This is a genomic window from Noviherbaspirillum galbum (genome assembly GCF_010974945.1).
Taxonomy (GTDB): Bacteria; Pseudomonadota; Gammaproteobacteria; order Burkholderiales; family Burkholderiaceae_D; genus Noviherbaspirillum; species Noviherbaspirillum galbum.
On record NZ_JAAIVB010000052.1, the window covers coordinates 1 to 14,624 of the forward strand.

The following is a 14,624-nucleotide window of genomic DNA, read 5'->3' on the forward strand; positions in this document are numbered from 1 at the left end:
CGGTCGCATCGGTCTATCCCGGCATGGGAGGGAATGTCCTCATCGTCTGTTTCGTGGTGGTGGTGATCGGCGGCATCGGCTCGATTTCCGGCGCCCTGATCGCTTCCCTGCTGGTCGGCTTCGTCGACACCTTCGGCAAGGTGTTCTTCGCCCAGTTCAGCGGCATCGGCATCTATGTGCTGATGGCCATCATCTTGATCTGGCGCCCCGAAGGCTTGCGCAGCAAAGGATACTAAGCCATGACCACCACTACTCTTGCGGCCCCCACCATCATGTCTCGTCATCACCGTTCCATGGGCTGGATCGTCCCGCTGGCCGTCCTTGCCGGGCTGGCCCTGCTGCCCTCCTTCATGTCGCCCTATCTGCAGGACCTGGTGCTGAAGATCGTCATCTACGCGGTCTTCGCGCTGAGCCTGGAACTGCTCGCCGGCACCACCGGCCTGGTGAGCCTCGGCCATGCCGGCTTCTTCGGCATCGCCGCCTACGTGGCGGCGCTCGCGTCGCCGGAAGCCGAACCCGGCGCGGTGCTGCGCATGTTGCCGCTGGCACTTCTGGCCGCCGGCGCCTATGCCGCCCTCGTCGGCGCGCTCAGCCTGCGCACCAAGGGCGTGTACTTCATCATGGTTACCCTGGCGTTTGCGCAGATGGGGTTTTACGTCTTTCATGACACATCGATCGGCGGCGGCAGCGACGGCATGTACCTCACCCTGCGTCCCGCCCTGGCGATGGGAGATGCGACCCTGCTCGATCTCGACAAGGGCAGCCACATGTACTATTTCGCGCTGGCGGCGCTGGCGTTCACCTTCGGCTTGCTGGCGATGGTGCAGCGCTCGCGCTTCGGCAAGGCGCTCGCCGGCATCCGCATCAACGAGCAGCGCATGCGCGCCGCCGGTTACCAGACCTACTGGTACAAGCTGGCGGCCTTTGTGCTGGCTGGCGTCCTGGCGGGCCTCGCCGGCTTCCTGATGGCGGTGAAGAACGGTGCGGTCAACCCGGAAATGCTGTCCTGGCACGAATCGGGCGCCGTGCTCCTGATGATCATTCTCGGCGGCCTGGGATCGCTGCGCGGCGCGGTGCTTGGCGCGGTCGCATTCGTGCTGCTGAAGGAAGGCTTTTCCTCCGAGGCGCTGCTGGGCAGCCTGGCGGCACGATGGCAGCTCACGCTGGGGATTACGATGATTTTCCTCGTCGCGCTTTTCCCGCGGGGCCTGGTCGGAATGGCCGGTCTGAAAGGCAGGTTGTCGCGCAAGCAAGGCCGCAATGCCGCGGCCGGCACAGCACGGTTGGGAGTCAAATGATGAATGTACACACCCGGCAGCCGCTGCTGCGCGCCCACAAGGTCAGCCGGCGGTTCGGCGGGCTCACCGCCGTCAAGGACGTCTCCGTCGATCTGCACCACGGCGAAATCCATGCGGTCATCGGCACTAATGGCGCGGGCAAGTCCACCCTGATCAACATGCTGTCCGGAGAAATACCCGTCTCGGACGGCAGGATCCACCTAGATGGACGGGACATCACCACGCTGGCACAGCCCAGTCGCGCGCGCCATGGCGTCGGACGCAGCTACCAGCGCACCACGATCTTCCCCAGCTTTTCCGTGCTGGAAAACTGCCGCCTGTCGGCGCAAGCGGCGCTGCAGCGGCCCTGGGCATTCTGGGAAGCCGCCGACCGCTGCAACCAGAGCCTGGCCATCGCACGCGAGGCACTCGACGCCGCCGGCCTGTCGGACGCCGCCACGGCGCAGGCCGGCAGCATGAGCCACGGCAAGAAACGCCAGCTCGAGATTGCGATGTGCCTCGCCACTCGGCCGCGCGTGCTGCTGCTGGACGAGCCGCTTGCCGGGATGGGGTCCGAGGAAACGGAACGCATGCTGTCGCTCCTGGAGGGCTTGAAGAAGGAACACGCGGTCCTGCTCGTCGAGCACGACATGGATGCCGTGTTTCGAGTGGCCGACCGCATCACGGTAATGGTCAATGGCAACGTGATCGCCAGCGGTGCCCCGGAATCGATCCGGGCGAACCCAGATGTCCAGGTCGCCTACCTGGGCACCCATTGACACGCCATCGATCGTAAAAGGAATGACGATGCTGCACATCAGCTCACTGAACACCTACTACGGCGACAGCCACATCCTGCATGATGTCGGCCTGGACATCGGCGAAGGGAAAGCGATCGGCCTGCTTGGTCGAAATGGCATGGGCAAGACCACGCTGATCCGGACGCTGATGGGATATGTTCCTGCGGCGTCGGGCAAGGTAACCTGGCGGGGCAAGGCGGTGCAGGGGCACCCGCCGGAAAGGATGTCCCGGCTGGGAATCGGCTACGTCCCTGAAGGAAGAGGCATTTTTCCGAACCTGTCGGTGCGCGAGAACCTGGTCATGTCGGCACGCCCCGGTCCGGGCGGCCGCAATGAATGGACCTACGAGCGCGTGCTGGATACCTTTCCCCGGCTGAAGGAACGCCTGGACCATGGCGGCCAGCAGCTCTCCGGCGGCGAACAGCAGATGCTGTCGATCGGGCGCGCGCTCATGACCAATCCCGACCTGATGATCCTCGACGAAGCCACGGAAGGCCTTGCGCCTTTGATCGTGCAGGAGATCTGGAACGTCATCTCAAAGATCCGGGCGACCGGCATCAGCACCCTCATCGTGGATCGCAATTATCGCGCGGTGCTCGGCAATACGGATGAAGCGGTCGTGCTTGAAAAAGGCAAGGTCGTCGTCACGGGAGAGTCATCGCATCTGCTGCAGTCTCCGGAAACCTTGACCCAATATCTCGGCGTGTAGCGAATCCGGTCCGTGAGTGGACCTGGAACGGGTCAGAGGGTGACGACAACCTTGCCGAACTGCTCGCCGGATTCAAGGCAGGTTAGCGCCGCATGAATGTCATCAAGGGAAAAACGGTCGGAAATCACAGGCCGCAGTTGCTTTTCGCTGGTGAATTTAAGCAGGTCGGCAAATTCCTGGAAATTGCCCAGCGTGGATCCGAGGATCTGCAATTGCCGGATAAAGATGCGACGCAGGTCGGCTGGCGGCTGGTCTCCGGTGGTCGCTCCGCAAGTCACGAGGCGGCCGCCGCGCACCAGTGACTTCATTGCGCTTGCCCAGACTGCTTGCCCGACATTCTCGATCACCACATCGACGCCGCGGCCGTTCGTGATCTTATGCACCGCCTTCGCGACATCTTGCATCGTACCGTTGATGCCGTGATCGGCTCCCAAGGCAAGCGCCTTGTTCAACTTGTCGTCGTCGCGGGAGGTGACGATGGTCCTCGCACTGGCCAGATGCGCCAACTGCAATGCAGCCAGCGATACGCCACCGCCGACGCCAAAGATCAACACAGTCTCCCAAGGCTTGATCTGCGCCTTGGTGAACAGCATGCGCCACGCGGTCAGATATGTCACTCCCAGCGTCGCCCCTTCTTCAAAGGAGAGATGTTCAGGCATGGGGAACACGTTCTGCGCGGGCACGGAAATCCAGTCGGATAGCGTTCCGTCCCGATGTTCCCCAAGATAGCGAACGGACGTACAAAGAACCACATCGCCACGCTGGCAGAATTCGCAGTGATTGCAAGCGATTGCCGGGTGAATCACCACCCGTTGGCCCGCCTTCAGCAGTGGCTCCCCGGCGTCGACGGCCTCGATGACACCGCTGCCATCCAGGCCAAGGGTCTGTGGCAGCGCATGCGTGATTCCTGCACCGCTGTCGCGCATATACAAGTCAACCCGATTGAGGCTGACAGTGTGCATGCGCACCAGCACTTCGCCGGGCAGCCGCACAGGTGCGGGACGTTCATCGACACGCACGACATCGTTCTTGCCGTGTCCCACGAGGTAAGCCGCTCGCATGAGTGCTCCAGGCAAATCGTAAGCTTGACACTATATACCTTCGGTAGGCAGCTCGATGCGGCCAGTTTCGCGGCAGTTTTCCTTGGTAAACGACTAGGCGCATAATGACAAGGTTTTCAGTCTCGTCCACTGCAATTCATTTTGCAATTGTTGATGAAGGGATACTGCCATGGATACCCAGTCCACCAGCCCTACCGGAACAGTGCTGGCAGGATTGCAAACACTGTTGCCTGGACTCGAGGGTTGGAGGACCCGATCCGGCGGTGTATGCGAAAGCCCTGGCCGCGAACGAGATCAACAAGATTCCAACCAACCATCGTCCGTATTTTGCTCCCGTCATGCACCCACCCCTGGAGACCCGTGTAGAGACGATGGCCGTTGGCGCGCTGGGGTGGCTTTCCGCATGAGCCACGAAGCCGCGCTGCCGTAATGGAAATCTCAAGGCCTACATGATTGCTCCGATTCCCATCGATATCGGGTCGGCACTGAAAACCCTGGTGCTGGTCTTCGATCTCGTCGGCACTTTCGTTTTCGCGCTGAGCGGCGCAGCGAGTGGGGTCAAGCGCCAGCTTGACCTGTTCGGCGTCCTGGTACTTTCCTTCGCCGCCGGCAATTTCGGAGGCGTGCTTCGCGATCTGTTGATCGGGGCAACGCCTCCCGCCGCGCTCAGCGACCGGCGCTACCTTGCCGCCTCCCTGCTTGCCGGACTGATTACCTTCCTGTGGTATCCGGCCGTCAGACGCCTGCGCAGTGCGGTGTTGATATTCGACGGCGCCGGATTGGCGCTGTTCTCGGTTTCCGGTGCCCAGAAAGCCCTCGCCTTTGGCATCGATCCTCTCATGGCGGCATTGCTCGGCATGCTGACCGGTATCGGCGGCGGCATGGTTCGTGATGTGCTTCTATCGGACGTCCCCGTCGTCCTGCGGTCAGACATCTATGCCGTCGCCGCCTTTGCCGGAGCAAGCGTCGTCGTGGCAGGCGACGCGCTGCAATTGCCGGCAACCGCCATGGCATGTGCTGGCGCCGCGATTTGCTTCGGATTACGCATGGCGGCCTTGAGGCTCGGTTGGCATCTGCCCGTTGCGGGGCCGCCTGGGAAACCGGCCCCGAAACCCGATACGGCGAAAGAGGACCCGGATCGTTAGCCTTGCCGCCTGGTCTGCCCGTCCATGTCGCGATTCAAGGCAGGATTGCGCCATTTCGACGAGGTCGTCACTTGACGGGAACAGTCCCCGGTGTGCCATTCAAGTCGCTGAAAGCCGCCGTATCACGGCTCTCGGTTCCGATCCGCGCGGACACGCGTCCGAGGACGGCAATGGCGACGGCGGCAATCAAGGCCGGTACGGCAAGCAGCGTCAGGATGAACGATATGTCGAGATGCATCGCCATCATCCATCCGCCACAAAGCGAGCCGACCACCGAACCGCTGCGGCCCGCCGCATTGGCCCAGCTTACGCCGGTCGCGCGATTTCCGGTCGGATAGAACGCGGCCGCCAGCGCATTTGCGCCTACCTGGGAGCCGCTCACGCAGAACCCGACACCGAACACGGCAACCACCAGCAACCACAGATTGCTGACACTGGCGCCGCACATCACCACGAAGACGGCGCCGAGGAGATAGGCGGTACCGAGGACGCGGCACGCCCCGAAGCGATCCATCATGCGGCCAAGCAGGATCGCTCCCACGGTCCCGCCGATCTGGAAGGTGGCAGTTACCCAGGATGCCAGGCTGAGGCTCGCTCCGGTACTGCGCAACAGGATAGGCATCCAGCTCGAGATCAGGTAGATGATCAGCAGGCTCATGAAGAAGCTGAGCCACAAGGTCAGGGTTCCCGCGGCGATATCACGCTGGAACAGTGCGCGGACGGGAGCATTGGTGCGTGCTTCGTGCGCCGTCAGCACCGGCGCCTCCCGTACTTCGCCCAGCCGATTCACGATATCCTGCACGTCCTTCGCCGAACGTTGCTTGAGCACCAGGAAACGGAGCGATTCGGGAAGCATGCGGACCAGGACCGGCACGAGCAGCAATGGCATCACGCCGCCCGCGAACAGGATGCTGCGCCAGCCGTACAAGGCTAGCAACTGCGCTGACACCACGCCGCCGAGCGCGGAGCCTATCGTAAAGCCGCAGAACATCAGGGTGACCAGGCGGGAGCGCCTGGCAAGCGGGCTGTATTCGGAAGTCAGCGTGATGGCATTGGGCATCGCCCCGCCCAGGCCCATGCCTGTCAGGAAGCGCAGCACGATCAGCCAGCCGAGATCGGGCGCGGTCGCGGAAGCCAGGCTAGCAAGGCCGAAGAAACCGACAGACCAGACGAGGATCGTCTTGCGTCCAAGGCGGTCTGCCAGCGGGCCGAACAACAATGCACCGGCCATCAGACCGAAGAGGCCCGCCCCGAACAATGGCGCCAGCGCCGCGGCGCTCAGATGCCATTCTTCGCGAATGGCCGGTGCGATGAATCCGACGGCGGCGGTATCGAATCCGTCGACCGCGACGACGAAGAAGCACAACCACAGGATAGTTCGCTGCAATGCCGAGAGCGGCAGCGAATCGATGAAGTCCTGCACCTCCATGCTCTTACGCATGATGTATTCTCCTTGAGCCAGATATCTGCATGAGCGGCGGACCGTGTCGCGCCGCTTTTCGTGTTTTGTTGACGCGACAAGCGCCTGCTCAGGCCACCTTCACGGAGATCGGCTCCAAGTTGCCGACCCGAGCCGCCATGGTCTGGCCCGGCTTCACCGCGCCAACGCCCTCTGGCGTGCCGGTGAAGATCAGGTCGCCCGGCTGCAGCACGAATAGCGACGACAGGTTGGAGATGATTTCGGCCACCGACCAGATCAGGTGGGTCAGGTCGCTATGCTGGCGAACCTCTCCATCGACGTCGAGCACGATCTCGCCGGCGTTCAGCTCGCCGCTGCCTGCAAGCGGATGCAGCACGCCGACCGGCGCCGAATAGTCGAAAGCCTTCCCGATTTCCCAGGGCCGGCCCATTTCACGCATCTTCATTTGCAAGTCGCGGCGAGTCATGTCTAGGCCGACCGCGTAACCGAAGATATGCTCGGCCGCCCGCGCCGCGGGAATGTCCTTGCCCGCCTTGCCGATGGCAACCACCAGTTCGACCTCGTAGTGATAATTGCTGGTCTGCGGCGGGTAAGGCAGCGTGATCGTCTCTCCGGCATGGACCGGAACCACCGACTCGGGATCATTGGGCTTGCAGAAAAAGAATGGCGGCTCGCGGTCGGGATCGAAGCCCATCTCGCGCGCATGTGCCGCGTAGTTGCGGCCCACGCAATAGACGCGCCGTACCGGATACACATCATCGGTGCCGGAAACCGGCAGACCAACAGGGGTGACAGGGGGAAACAAGTAGCTCATCGGTTTTCCTTTCGGAGAAATCAGAAATGTGAATCGGTCGGTCAGGCCGCGGCTGCCGGAGCGTCGGGTTGCGCCGCTGGCGCGGCGTCCCGGAACGCATCGAGCGTTGCGCAAAACTGGTCGATTGCGCGGATGCGCGGATAAGGGTCCAGGTCGAGCTTGAAGCGCCGCGCGCTTTCCACTTGCGGCACGAGATAGACGTCTGCGAACGTGGGTTGGTCGCCGACGCAGAATCGTCCGCGGGTCGGGTCGGCCGCCAGCAAGGCTTCCAGCGCGTCGAACCCCTGCTTGATCCAATGCCGGCACCAGGAATCGACGGCCTCTTCCTTGCAGCCAAGGACGTGGCGCAAATACTCCAGGATGCGGCGGTTGTTGACCGGATGGATGTCGCAGCCAACCAGCGCGGCCAGCGCCCGCACGCGGGCACGCGCTTCCGCTCCGGCGGGCAGCAGTGCCGGTGCCGGATAGCGTTCCTCGAGCCATTCGAGGATGGCCGGCGACTGGATAAGGACCAGATCTTCATCGACCAGTGCCGGCACCAGCCCTTGCGGGTTGAGCGCCTTGAATGCGGCGCCAAGATGCTCTTCGCGCCTCAAGTCGACCGCGACGTATTCGTAATCGAGCCCCTTCAGGTTGAGCGCGATGCGCAGGCGGTGCGAGGTTCCGCTGCGAAAGAAGTTATACAGCTTCATCGTTTCAGTTCCTCGCCAGGCAATTGTCGGCGTTCCAGCCATACAGCCATTCCATGGCATCGTAGAACCGCTCCGGCGAGCGGCCCTTCCATAGGTCGTTGCGCACCAGACGCTCGACGCCGCTCGCGTGGAAGATACGCCCCATCTCCCGCGACGACAGCACGATGCGGGCGGTACGCGCGATGCGGGAGCGCTGGTACAGCGCGAAAGCCCGGGTGAAATCGTTGTCGCTCACGCGCAGCGCCTCGCCCAGCGTCACGCCGTCTTCCATCGCCATGCACGCGCCTTGCGCCATGTATTGCAGCGTCGGATGGGCGGCGTCGCCGAGCAGCGTGGCGCGGCCGAAGCTCCACTGGCCGATCGGATCCCGGTCGGCGGTCGCCCAGCGCTTCCAGCTTTTCGGCAGGTCGATGAGCTGCCGGGCGCGCGGACAGATGTCCTGGAAATAACTTTGCACTTCTTCGCGGCTGCCTTCAGTGACACCCCAGCTTTCCTGGCGGCGGCTATGAAATGTCACCACGACGTTGTACTGCTCGCCGACGCGCAACGGGTAATGCACCAGGTGGCAGTTCGGTCCGACCCAGATGCTGGCGGCATTCCATTGCAGGTCGGTGGGAAAGTCACTCTTGTCCACCACGGCCCGGTACACCACGTGACCGGACACGCGCGGCGGATCGCCCACGTATTGCTGGCGCACGACCGACTTGACGCCATCCGCGCCGATCAGCGCCTGGCCGCGATGCGCGTTGCCATGCTGGTCGAGGACGGTCACGCCCTGCTCGTCCTGCTCCACGCGCGACACATGCGTCGAGGTCAGGAATTCGACCAGGCCGGTTTCCTGCGCGCCTTCCAGCAACGACCGGTGCACGTCGACGCGATGGATGACCGCATAGGGGTTGCCGAAGCGCCGGCGGAATGCCTCTCCGGTGGGAATCCGCCCGACCAGCGTTTCGTCGAGGGCGTCGTGCATCACCATTTCGTCGGTGTAGACGGCGCGGCCGCGCGCCTTTTCGCCGATGCCCAGCGCGTCGAAGGCATGGAAGGCATTCGGGCCGAGCTGGATGCCGGCGCCGATTTCGCCGATTTCCGCCGCCTGCTCCAGTACCTTGACCGCAAAACCGCGGCGCACGAGCGCCAGCGCGGCGGAAAGCCCGCCGATGCCGCCACCGGCGACGATGACAGGTTGGGATGAATTCATGATGGTTTCCTCAAGAAGCGGACATCGTTTTCCGAGGGCCGCATGGTTCTGAACGGGCCCGGCAAGCCGGACCGGGAAATTCGACGGGTCTTCTATGCCCGCACTTCGTAGACGCCAAGCTTTTTGTGCAGCGGGCTCTCGTCGGCGATGAAGAGGAAGGCGGGCGCATCGGCCGCCTGGTTCTGCAAGCGGATCGGGGCGTAGCCGGGAGCGCAGCAGGTATCTGCCTCGAACAGCGAAAAGGCGGACCCGTCGATCGTCACGCTGGCCTTGCCTTCGATGAGATGAAACACCGTCGCCGGCGAGCGGACCGGCAGATCGAGCGTCTCGCCGGGGCGCAGCATCAGGGCGTGGTAGCCGAGGATGTTCTGGCAGTCGCCGCCCGTTTCCGGGTTGATGTAGGACACTTGCACGGATTCGGCCGACGGTTCGCTGCGGGCCAGTTCCAGCAGCGCGGCGCGCACGTCTGTCCAGGGGTAGCGCAGCATGGGATAGCGCTGGCCGCGGCGCGCGAACACCGGCGACGGCACCACACCGCCGCGCTGGTAGGCGCGTTCGCCGCCCGCGCCGGTGACGTCCTGGGCGCTGCCCTCGGTCACATAGGACGCTTCCATGTAGTACACCAGCGGCAGGTCGAGCACGTCCAGCCACACGACCGGCTCGCTGCCGTCATGACCGTGTTCATGCCACAACCCGGTCGGCGTCAGGATCAGGTCGCCGCGCTGCATCGGGCACTTCTCGCCATCGATCGTGGTGTAGGCGCCCTCGCCTTCGACGATCATTCTCACTGCATTAGGCGTGTGGCGATGCGATGGCGCGACTTCGCCGGGGAGGAGCAGCTGCATTCCCAGGTAGATGGCGCTGCTCGCCTGCATTTTTTCGAGGCCGTGGCCCGGATTGGCCAGCACCAGGACGCGGCGTTCCGCCTTCTCGATCGGGGTCAGTTCGCCGGCCTGCAGCAGCAATGGGCGCAGCGCCGCATATTTCCAGCAGGCGGGACGGGTCCGCGGCTGCGGCTTTCCGGGAGGCAGAACGGTCCGCAGGCTCGGCCATAGCGGCACCAGGTTCTGTTCGGCGAGCGCCGCGCGGTATTCAAAGGGAAGGTCGTCGAGTCGGCCGAGGTCATGCATGTTCGTCTCCTGTGGCAATGCGGTGGCGCACCATGCTTGCCTTGCAGAAAACCTGATCCGGGTTAAGGCATTAAATTGCATGTGCTGGTAGGCGAACTGTATTCCGGCCTCGACATTCGGTCTATCCAATGCTATTAATGCTTTTCATTCGAAATTCGAATAGAGGAAACCGATGCAATCCCCTGACCTGCGCCTGCTGCAGGTATTCGACGAAATCTACAAGACCCGCAGCGTTACAAGGGCGGCCGACTCGCTCGGAATCGGCCAGCCGGCGGTCAGCATTGCGCTGGCGAAATTGCGGGAGCATTTCGGCGATCCGCTATTTGTACGCATCGCCAACCAGATGGAGCCGACACCGCTGGCCCGGGAGCTTGAACAACCGGTGCGCATCGCGCTCAGCGCAACGGAGCGGGTGTATGGGCATCGCGCCGTTTTCGACCCGGCACGCTCGGAACGCCGTTTCTGCATCAGCATGACCGATATCAGCCAATTGGTGCTGTTGCCGAAGCTGTGGGCGTATTTCCGCCAGGCGGCGCCAGGCGTGCACATCGATATCGTGCCGCTGTCGGAAGACACGCCGGCCATGCTCGAATCCGGGGAGGCCGACCTGGCGCTCGGGTTCATGCCGCAACTGGAAGCGGGGTTTTATCAGCAGTCGCTGTTCCGGCAGCGCTATGTCTGCATGGCCAGCACCGACCATCCGCGCATCAAGGCGACGCTATCGCTGAAGGAGTTTGAATCGGAGGAGCACGCGGTGGTGACCTCGTCCGGGACGGGGCACCTCATCCTCGACAAGGAAATCGCCCGGCAAGGCATTACCCGCCGCATTGCGCTGCGGGTTCCGAACTTCCTTGGCATTGCATTCGTGATCGAGCAGACCGACATGCTCGTGACCATCCCGGAGCGGCTGGCCGAGGTGCTGGCAGGGAGAGGCAGGTTCCGTACCTATCCCGTGCCGTTCGAACTGGCGGACTATGCGGTCAAGCAGCACTGGCACGAGCGTTATCATCACGACCCTGGAAACCAGTGGCTGAGAAAATCGATTTCAACGCTCTTGTCCGCTTCGGGAACAAGTTGACGAGGGAAACTCCTGGAATGGGTGTCGCTTATCTCACCACCGCGATCTGGCTCCGCTTTCCCTTGTTGAAGGTGAACAGGGTCAGGGTGCCATCCTTGATGTCTCCCTTGGCATCGAAGGCAATCTTGCCGATCACACCGTTGTAGTTGATCCGTGCCAGCTCGGGCAGGTATTTCGCCGGGTCGGCGGAACCTGCCTTCTTCATGGCTTCGACGAGCACCATGACGGCGTCGTAGGTGTACGGCGCGTAGAGCTGCACGTCGGCGTTGAACTTCTTCTTGTATGCGGCCTTGAAAGCATCCATGCCCTTCTTCTGCGCCTCTTCCACGCCGCCGGCCTCGGCACAGACCACCTGGCCATCGCCCAGAGCGTCTCCGGCCAGGTTGGCCATCATTTCAGTGCAGATGCCATCGCCGCCCACGAACTTGGCGTTGATGCCCAATGTCTTCATCTGGCGCAGCATCGGGCCAGCCACCGCATCCATGCCGCCGAAGAAAATGGTGTCCGGTTTTTTCGCCTTGATGGCGGTCAGGATGGCGTTGAAGTCGGTGGCCTTGTCATTGGTGTACTGCTGGGCCACGATCTCCACGTTCTTGGCCTTGGCGCTTTTCATGAACTCCTGGGCCAGGCCCTGTCCGTATGCCGTGCGGTCATCGATGACCGCCAGCTTGCGGGTACCGAGCTTGTCAGCGGCATAGCGGCCCAGGGTGCCGCCGAGCTGGCCGTCGTTGGCCACCACGCGGAAGGCGGTCTTGAAGCCTTGCTGGGTGTATTTCGGGTTGGTCGCGGACGGCGAGATCTGGGGGATGCCGGCGTCGGCGTAGATCTTGGAAGCGGGAATGGTGGTGCCCGAATTCATGTGGCCGACCACGCCATTGACCTTGGAGTCGACCAGCTTCTGCGCGGCGGCGGTGCCCTGCTTCGGATCGGCGGCGTCGTCTTCAGCCAGCAGTTCGAACTTGACCTTCTTGCCGCCGATGGTCACGCCCTTGGCGTTGAGTTCGTCGATGGCCATGCGCGCGCCGTTTTCGTTATCTTTCCCCAAGTGAGCGATGGCGCCGGAGATCGGGCCGACGTGGCCGATCTTGACGACCTGTTCCTGTGCCGACGCTGCACCCGCGAATGCCAATGCCAGCGCGCCTGCCAGCGGAATCATTTTTGCCGTGAACTGCATATGAAAACTCCTGAAAATGAAAATGAATGACATGCAGGCTTTTTGCCTGCCATGCATCTGATGAAATTGCATTGAATGACGGAAGCGGCCCCACGCCGCTATCGCCATTGGTGTCGTCCCGGTGGGTTTCGACGGTATCTAGACAGGTTCGAATCAGATAACAGCGTCCAGCCGTTGATGTCTCGCGACGGCCAGCACGCTTGATACCGCGTACGCACCGCGCGACGCGAGCCTGTCCACGCCAGGCCTACTTTTTCATTGCACCGCTCTTTTTCTGGCTCTGGGCGCTGCTGGCTGAGGACAGTCCGTCCACCAGTTTGCCCAGGATAAGTTCCAGAGCGTTCCGCTCCGGTGCCGAGAGCACGGCAAGCATCTCCTGTTCCATGGCGTGGCCTATCTTGTCGCTCGCGATCCGCACCCGCGTTCCGGACGCCGTCGGCCAGAGCTGATAATGCCGCGCATCGTCGGGGTGGATGGTCCGGCGCACGAGCTTCTTCTCGATCAGCTCGGCCATCATCTTCGACAACAGGGTCTTTTCAATCAAGGTCAGGTCCCGCACTTCACTTGCCGTACGTCCGGGCAGATCACAGATTGCACGCAGCACGCGCAGCAGACGCACATCAAGCCCGAATTCCTGGCGATAGATCAGGTTGGCGCGGCGGTTCATTTCGGTCTTCAGCAGATCCAGCTTGAACGTCAGGTAAGACGTGAAGTCGGCCGGTTTTTGCGGTGAAGGAGACAGTGGCGGCGTTACAGACATGTTGAGGGTCTTTCGTCTTGAAAGCCGGTTTCCTTCTGCAAGGAATGGCTTTCCCATTATACCGGCAGCCTGCCAGTCGCCCGCCGGCAATACTGGAATTTTAGTTGAAGTTTTCAACAGTTGGGTTATTCTACCAAAAACTTCCAATGCGCGGATACGCGTGCTTGACCAAGCGAGGAGACAAATGCTGGGCGACAAAGAAATGGCGGCCTTGGCCGATGACATGCGTGCGTGGCGGCGGGACATCCATCGCCATCCCGAGCTTGGCTTTGCCGAGCACCGCACGGCAATGGTAGTTGCCGGGCTTCTCAGAGAGTGGGACATTTCGGTGCAAACCGATTTCGCCGGAACGGGCGTGGTAGGCACCATCCGCGGTACCTTGCCGGCCGACGGCAGGCAGGCGCTTGCCATTGGCTTGCGCGCCGACATGGATGCCTTGCCGATGATGGAGCAGGGGTCGGTACCCTACAAATCCGTCACCGACGGGGTTTTCCATGGATGCGGCCATGACGGCCATACGGCGATCCTGCTTGGCGTCGCAAAGCACCTGTCGATGAATCGACGGTTTCACGGCACCGTCCACCTGATCTTCCAGCCGGCCGAAGAAACGCTGCGAGGCGGATCCGAAATGATTCGCGCCGGTTTGTTCGAGCACTACCCCTGCGACGAGATCTATGCGCTGCACAACAGCAATGCGGTTCCCTCGGGAAAGGTCGGCGTTCGTGCCGGCGCCATCCTGTCGGCCAGCGATCTCTTTCGAATCCGAATCGAAGGGACGGGCAGCCACGCCGCGATGCCGCACAAGGCAGTCGATCCGATCCTGGTCGGAACCTCGCTGGTGCAGTCGATCCAGAGCATCGTCAGCAGGAACGTCGATCCGACGGAAGCCGCGGTAGTCAGTGTTTGCCGCTTCCTGGCCGGGACGGCAATCAATGTGATCCCCGATTCCGCGGTGCTTGAAGGTACGGTCAGGACGTTCTCGTGCGCCACCCAGGCACTCGTCCTGGAACGCTTGAACACCTTGTGCGACGGGGCGTCCCGCAGCTTTGGCTGCTGCGTGGTCTTCGAGCATCTGCAGACCTCGCCACCCACGGTCAACGCGCCCTTCCAGACGGACGTCGTTCGCCGGGCGGCGGAATCGGTGCTGGGGAGGGATAACGTCATCGTCAACGTCGCGCCGTTGATGGCATCCGAAGATTTCGCATTCATGCTGGAACAATGTCCGGGCTCTTACTTCTTCCTCGGACACGATGGCTTGACCTGCCACCACCCCGAATTTGATTTCGATGACAGCAGCCTGCCGCTCGGCGCAAGCGTGTTCATTGAAGTCATCAAGCAGCGCCTCGGTGAAACAGGCGCATGAAAA

14 protein-coding genes and 1 pseudogene are annotated in these 14,624 nt (G+C 62.4%); 7 read left to right on the forward strand and 8 right to left on the reverse strand.

Annotated features, from left to right (window positions below; translation table 11 throughout):
- The 4 genes and pseudogenes from G3574_RS15585 to G3574_RS15600 all read left to right on the forward strand — a co-directional run.
- Positions 1-236: pseudogene (locus G3574_RS15585) on the forward strand (branched-chain amino acid ABC transporter permease); the annotation flags it as partial.
- 3 nt (positions 237-239) lie between these two features.
- Positions 240-1,298: a branched-chain amino acid ABC transporter permease gene (locus tag G3574_RS15590; protein ID WP_163964891.1), complete on the forward strand. Its 1,059-nt coding sequence runs from the start codon at positions 240-242 to the stop codon at positions 1,296-1,298.
- A complete protein-coding gene (locus G3574_RS15595; RefSeq protein WP_163965128.1) occupies positions 1,298-2,056 on the forward strand; it encodes an ABC transporter ATP-binding protein in 759 nt (252 codons plus the stop codon). The genes G3574_RS15590 and G3574_RS15595 overlap by 1 nt, the downstream gene beginning before the upstream one ends.
- A gap of 28 nt (positions 2,057-2,084) precedes the next feature.
- A complete protein-coding gene (locus tag G3574_RS15600; protein WP_163964894.1) occupies positions 2,085-2,786 on the forward strand; it encodes an ABC transporter ATP-binding protein in 702 nt (233 codons plus the stop codon).
- 32 nt (positions 2,787-2,818) lie between these two features.
- On the opposite strand, the gene G3574_RS15605 is transcribed toward G3574_RS15600, so the two are convergent.
- Positions 2,819-3,847 carry a zinc-binding dehydrogenase gene (locus G3574_RS15605; protein WP_163964897.1) on the reverse strand — a complete coding sequence of 343 codons (1,029 nt, stop codon included), beginning with the start codon at positions 3,845-3,847 and terminating at the stop codon, positions 2,819-2,821.
- A 449-nt stretch (positions 3,848-4,296) separates the two neighbouring features.
- Between G3574_RS15605 and G3574_RS15610 the strand changes: the two genes are divergently transcribed.
- A complete protein-coding gene (locus G3574_RS15610; protein WP_163964900.1) occupies positions 4,297-4,992 on the forward strand; it encodes a trimeric intracellular cation channel family protein in 696 nt (231 codons plus the stop codon).
- Between the two features lie 67 nt (positions 4,993-5,059).
- On the opposite strand, the gene G3574_RS15615 is transcribed toward G3574_RS15610, so the two are convergent.
- The 5 genes from G3574_RS15615 to G3574_RS15635 form a co-directional block, all read right to left on the reverse strand.
- Complete coding sequence (locus G3574_RS15615; RefSeq protein WP_407941677.1) at positions 5,060-6,421, reverse strand: MFS transporter; 1,362 nt, start codon at positions 6,419-6,421, stop codon at positions 5,060-5,062.
- Between the two features lie 100 nt (positions 6,422-6,521).
- Positions 6,522-7,226, reverse strand: coding sequence for a fumarylacetoacetate hydrolase family protein (locus G3574_RS15620; RefSeq protein ID WP_163964905.1), 705 nt, complete (start codon positions 7,224-7,226; stop codon positions 6,522-6,524).
- A 41-nt stretch (positions 7,227-7,267) separates the two neighbouring features.
- Positions 7,268-7,918, reverse strand: a complete 651-nt coding sequence (gene maiA / locus G3574_RS15625) for a maleylacetoacetate isomerase (RefSeq protein WP_163964908.1) — start codon at positions 7,916-7,918, stop codon at positions 7,268-7,270.
- Positions 7,919-7,922: 4 nt separating this feature from the next.
- Entirely contained in the window at positions 7,923-9,116 is a 1,194-nt protein-coding gene (locus tag G3574_RS15630) for a 3-hydroxybenzoate 6-monooxygenase (RefSeq protein WP_163964911.1), read from the reverse strand.
- Positions 9,117-9,208: 92 nt separating this feature from the next.
- Positions 9,209-10,246 (reverse strand): cupin domain-containing protein, encoded by a 1,038-nt coding sequence (locus tag G3574_RS15635; protein WP_163964914.1) that lies wholly within the window; start codon positions 10,244-10,246, stop codon positions 9,209-9,211.
- A gap of 172 nt (positions 10,247-10,418) precedes the next feature.
- On the opposite strand from G3574_RS15635, the gene G3574_RS15640 reads away from it, so the two are divergent.
- On the forward strand, positions 10,419-11,324 hold the full coding sequence (locus G3574_RS15640; protein ID WP_163964917.1) for a LysR family transcriptional regulator: 906 nt from the start codon (positions 10,419-10,421) through the stop codon (positions 11,322-11,324).
- A 28-nt stretch (positions 11,325-11,352) separates the two neighbouring features.
- Here the strand turns inward: G3574_RS15640 and G3574_RS15645 are convergent, their stop codons facing one another.
- Both G3574_RS15645 and G3574_RS15650 read right to left on the reverse strand, forming a co-directional pair.
- Positions 11,353-12,498 (reverse strand): branched-chain amino acid ABC transporter substrate-binding protein, encoded by a 1,146-nt coding sequence (locus G3574_RS15645; protein WP_163964919.1) that lies wholly within the window; start codon positions 12,496-12,498, stop codon positions 11,353-11,355.
- A gap of 247 nt (positions 12,499-12,745) precedes the next feature.
- Entirely contained in the window at positions 12,746-13,258 is a 513-nt protein-coding gene (locus tag G3574_RS15650) for a MarR family winged helix-turn-helix transcriptional regulator (protein WP_163964922.1), read from the reverse strand.
- Between G3574_RS15650 and G3574_RS15655 the strand changes: the two genes are divergently transcribed.
- A complete protein-coding gene (locus G3574_RS15655) occupies positions 13,257-14,621 on the forward strand; it encodes a M20 aminoacylase family protein (protein WP_235953470.1) in 1,365 nt (454 codons plus the stop codon). The genes G3574_RS15650 and G3574_RS15655 overlap by 2 nt on opposite strands.
- The last annotated feature ends 3 nt before the right edge of the window (positions 14,622-14,624 follow it).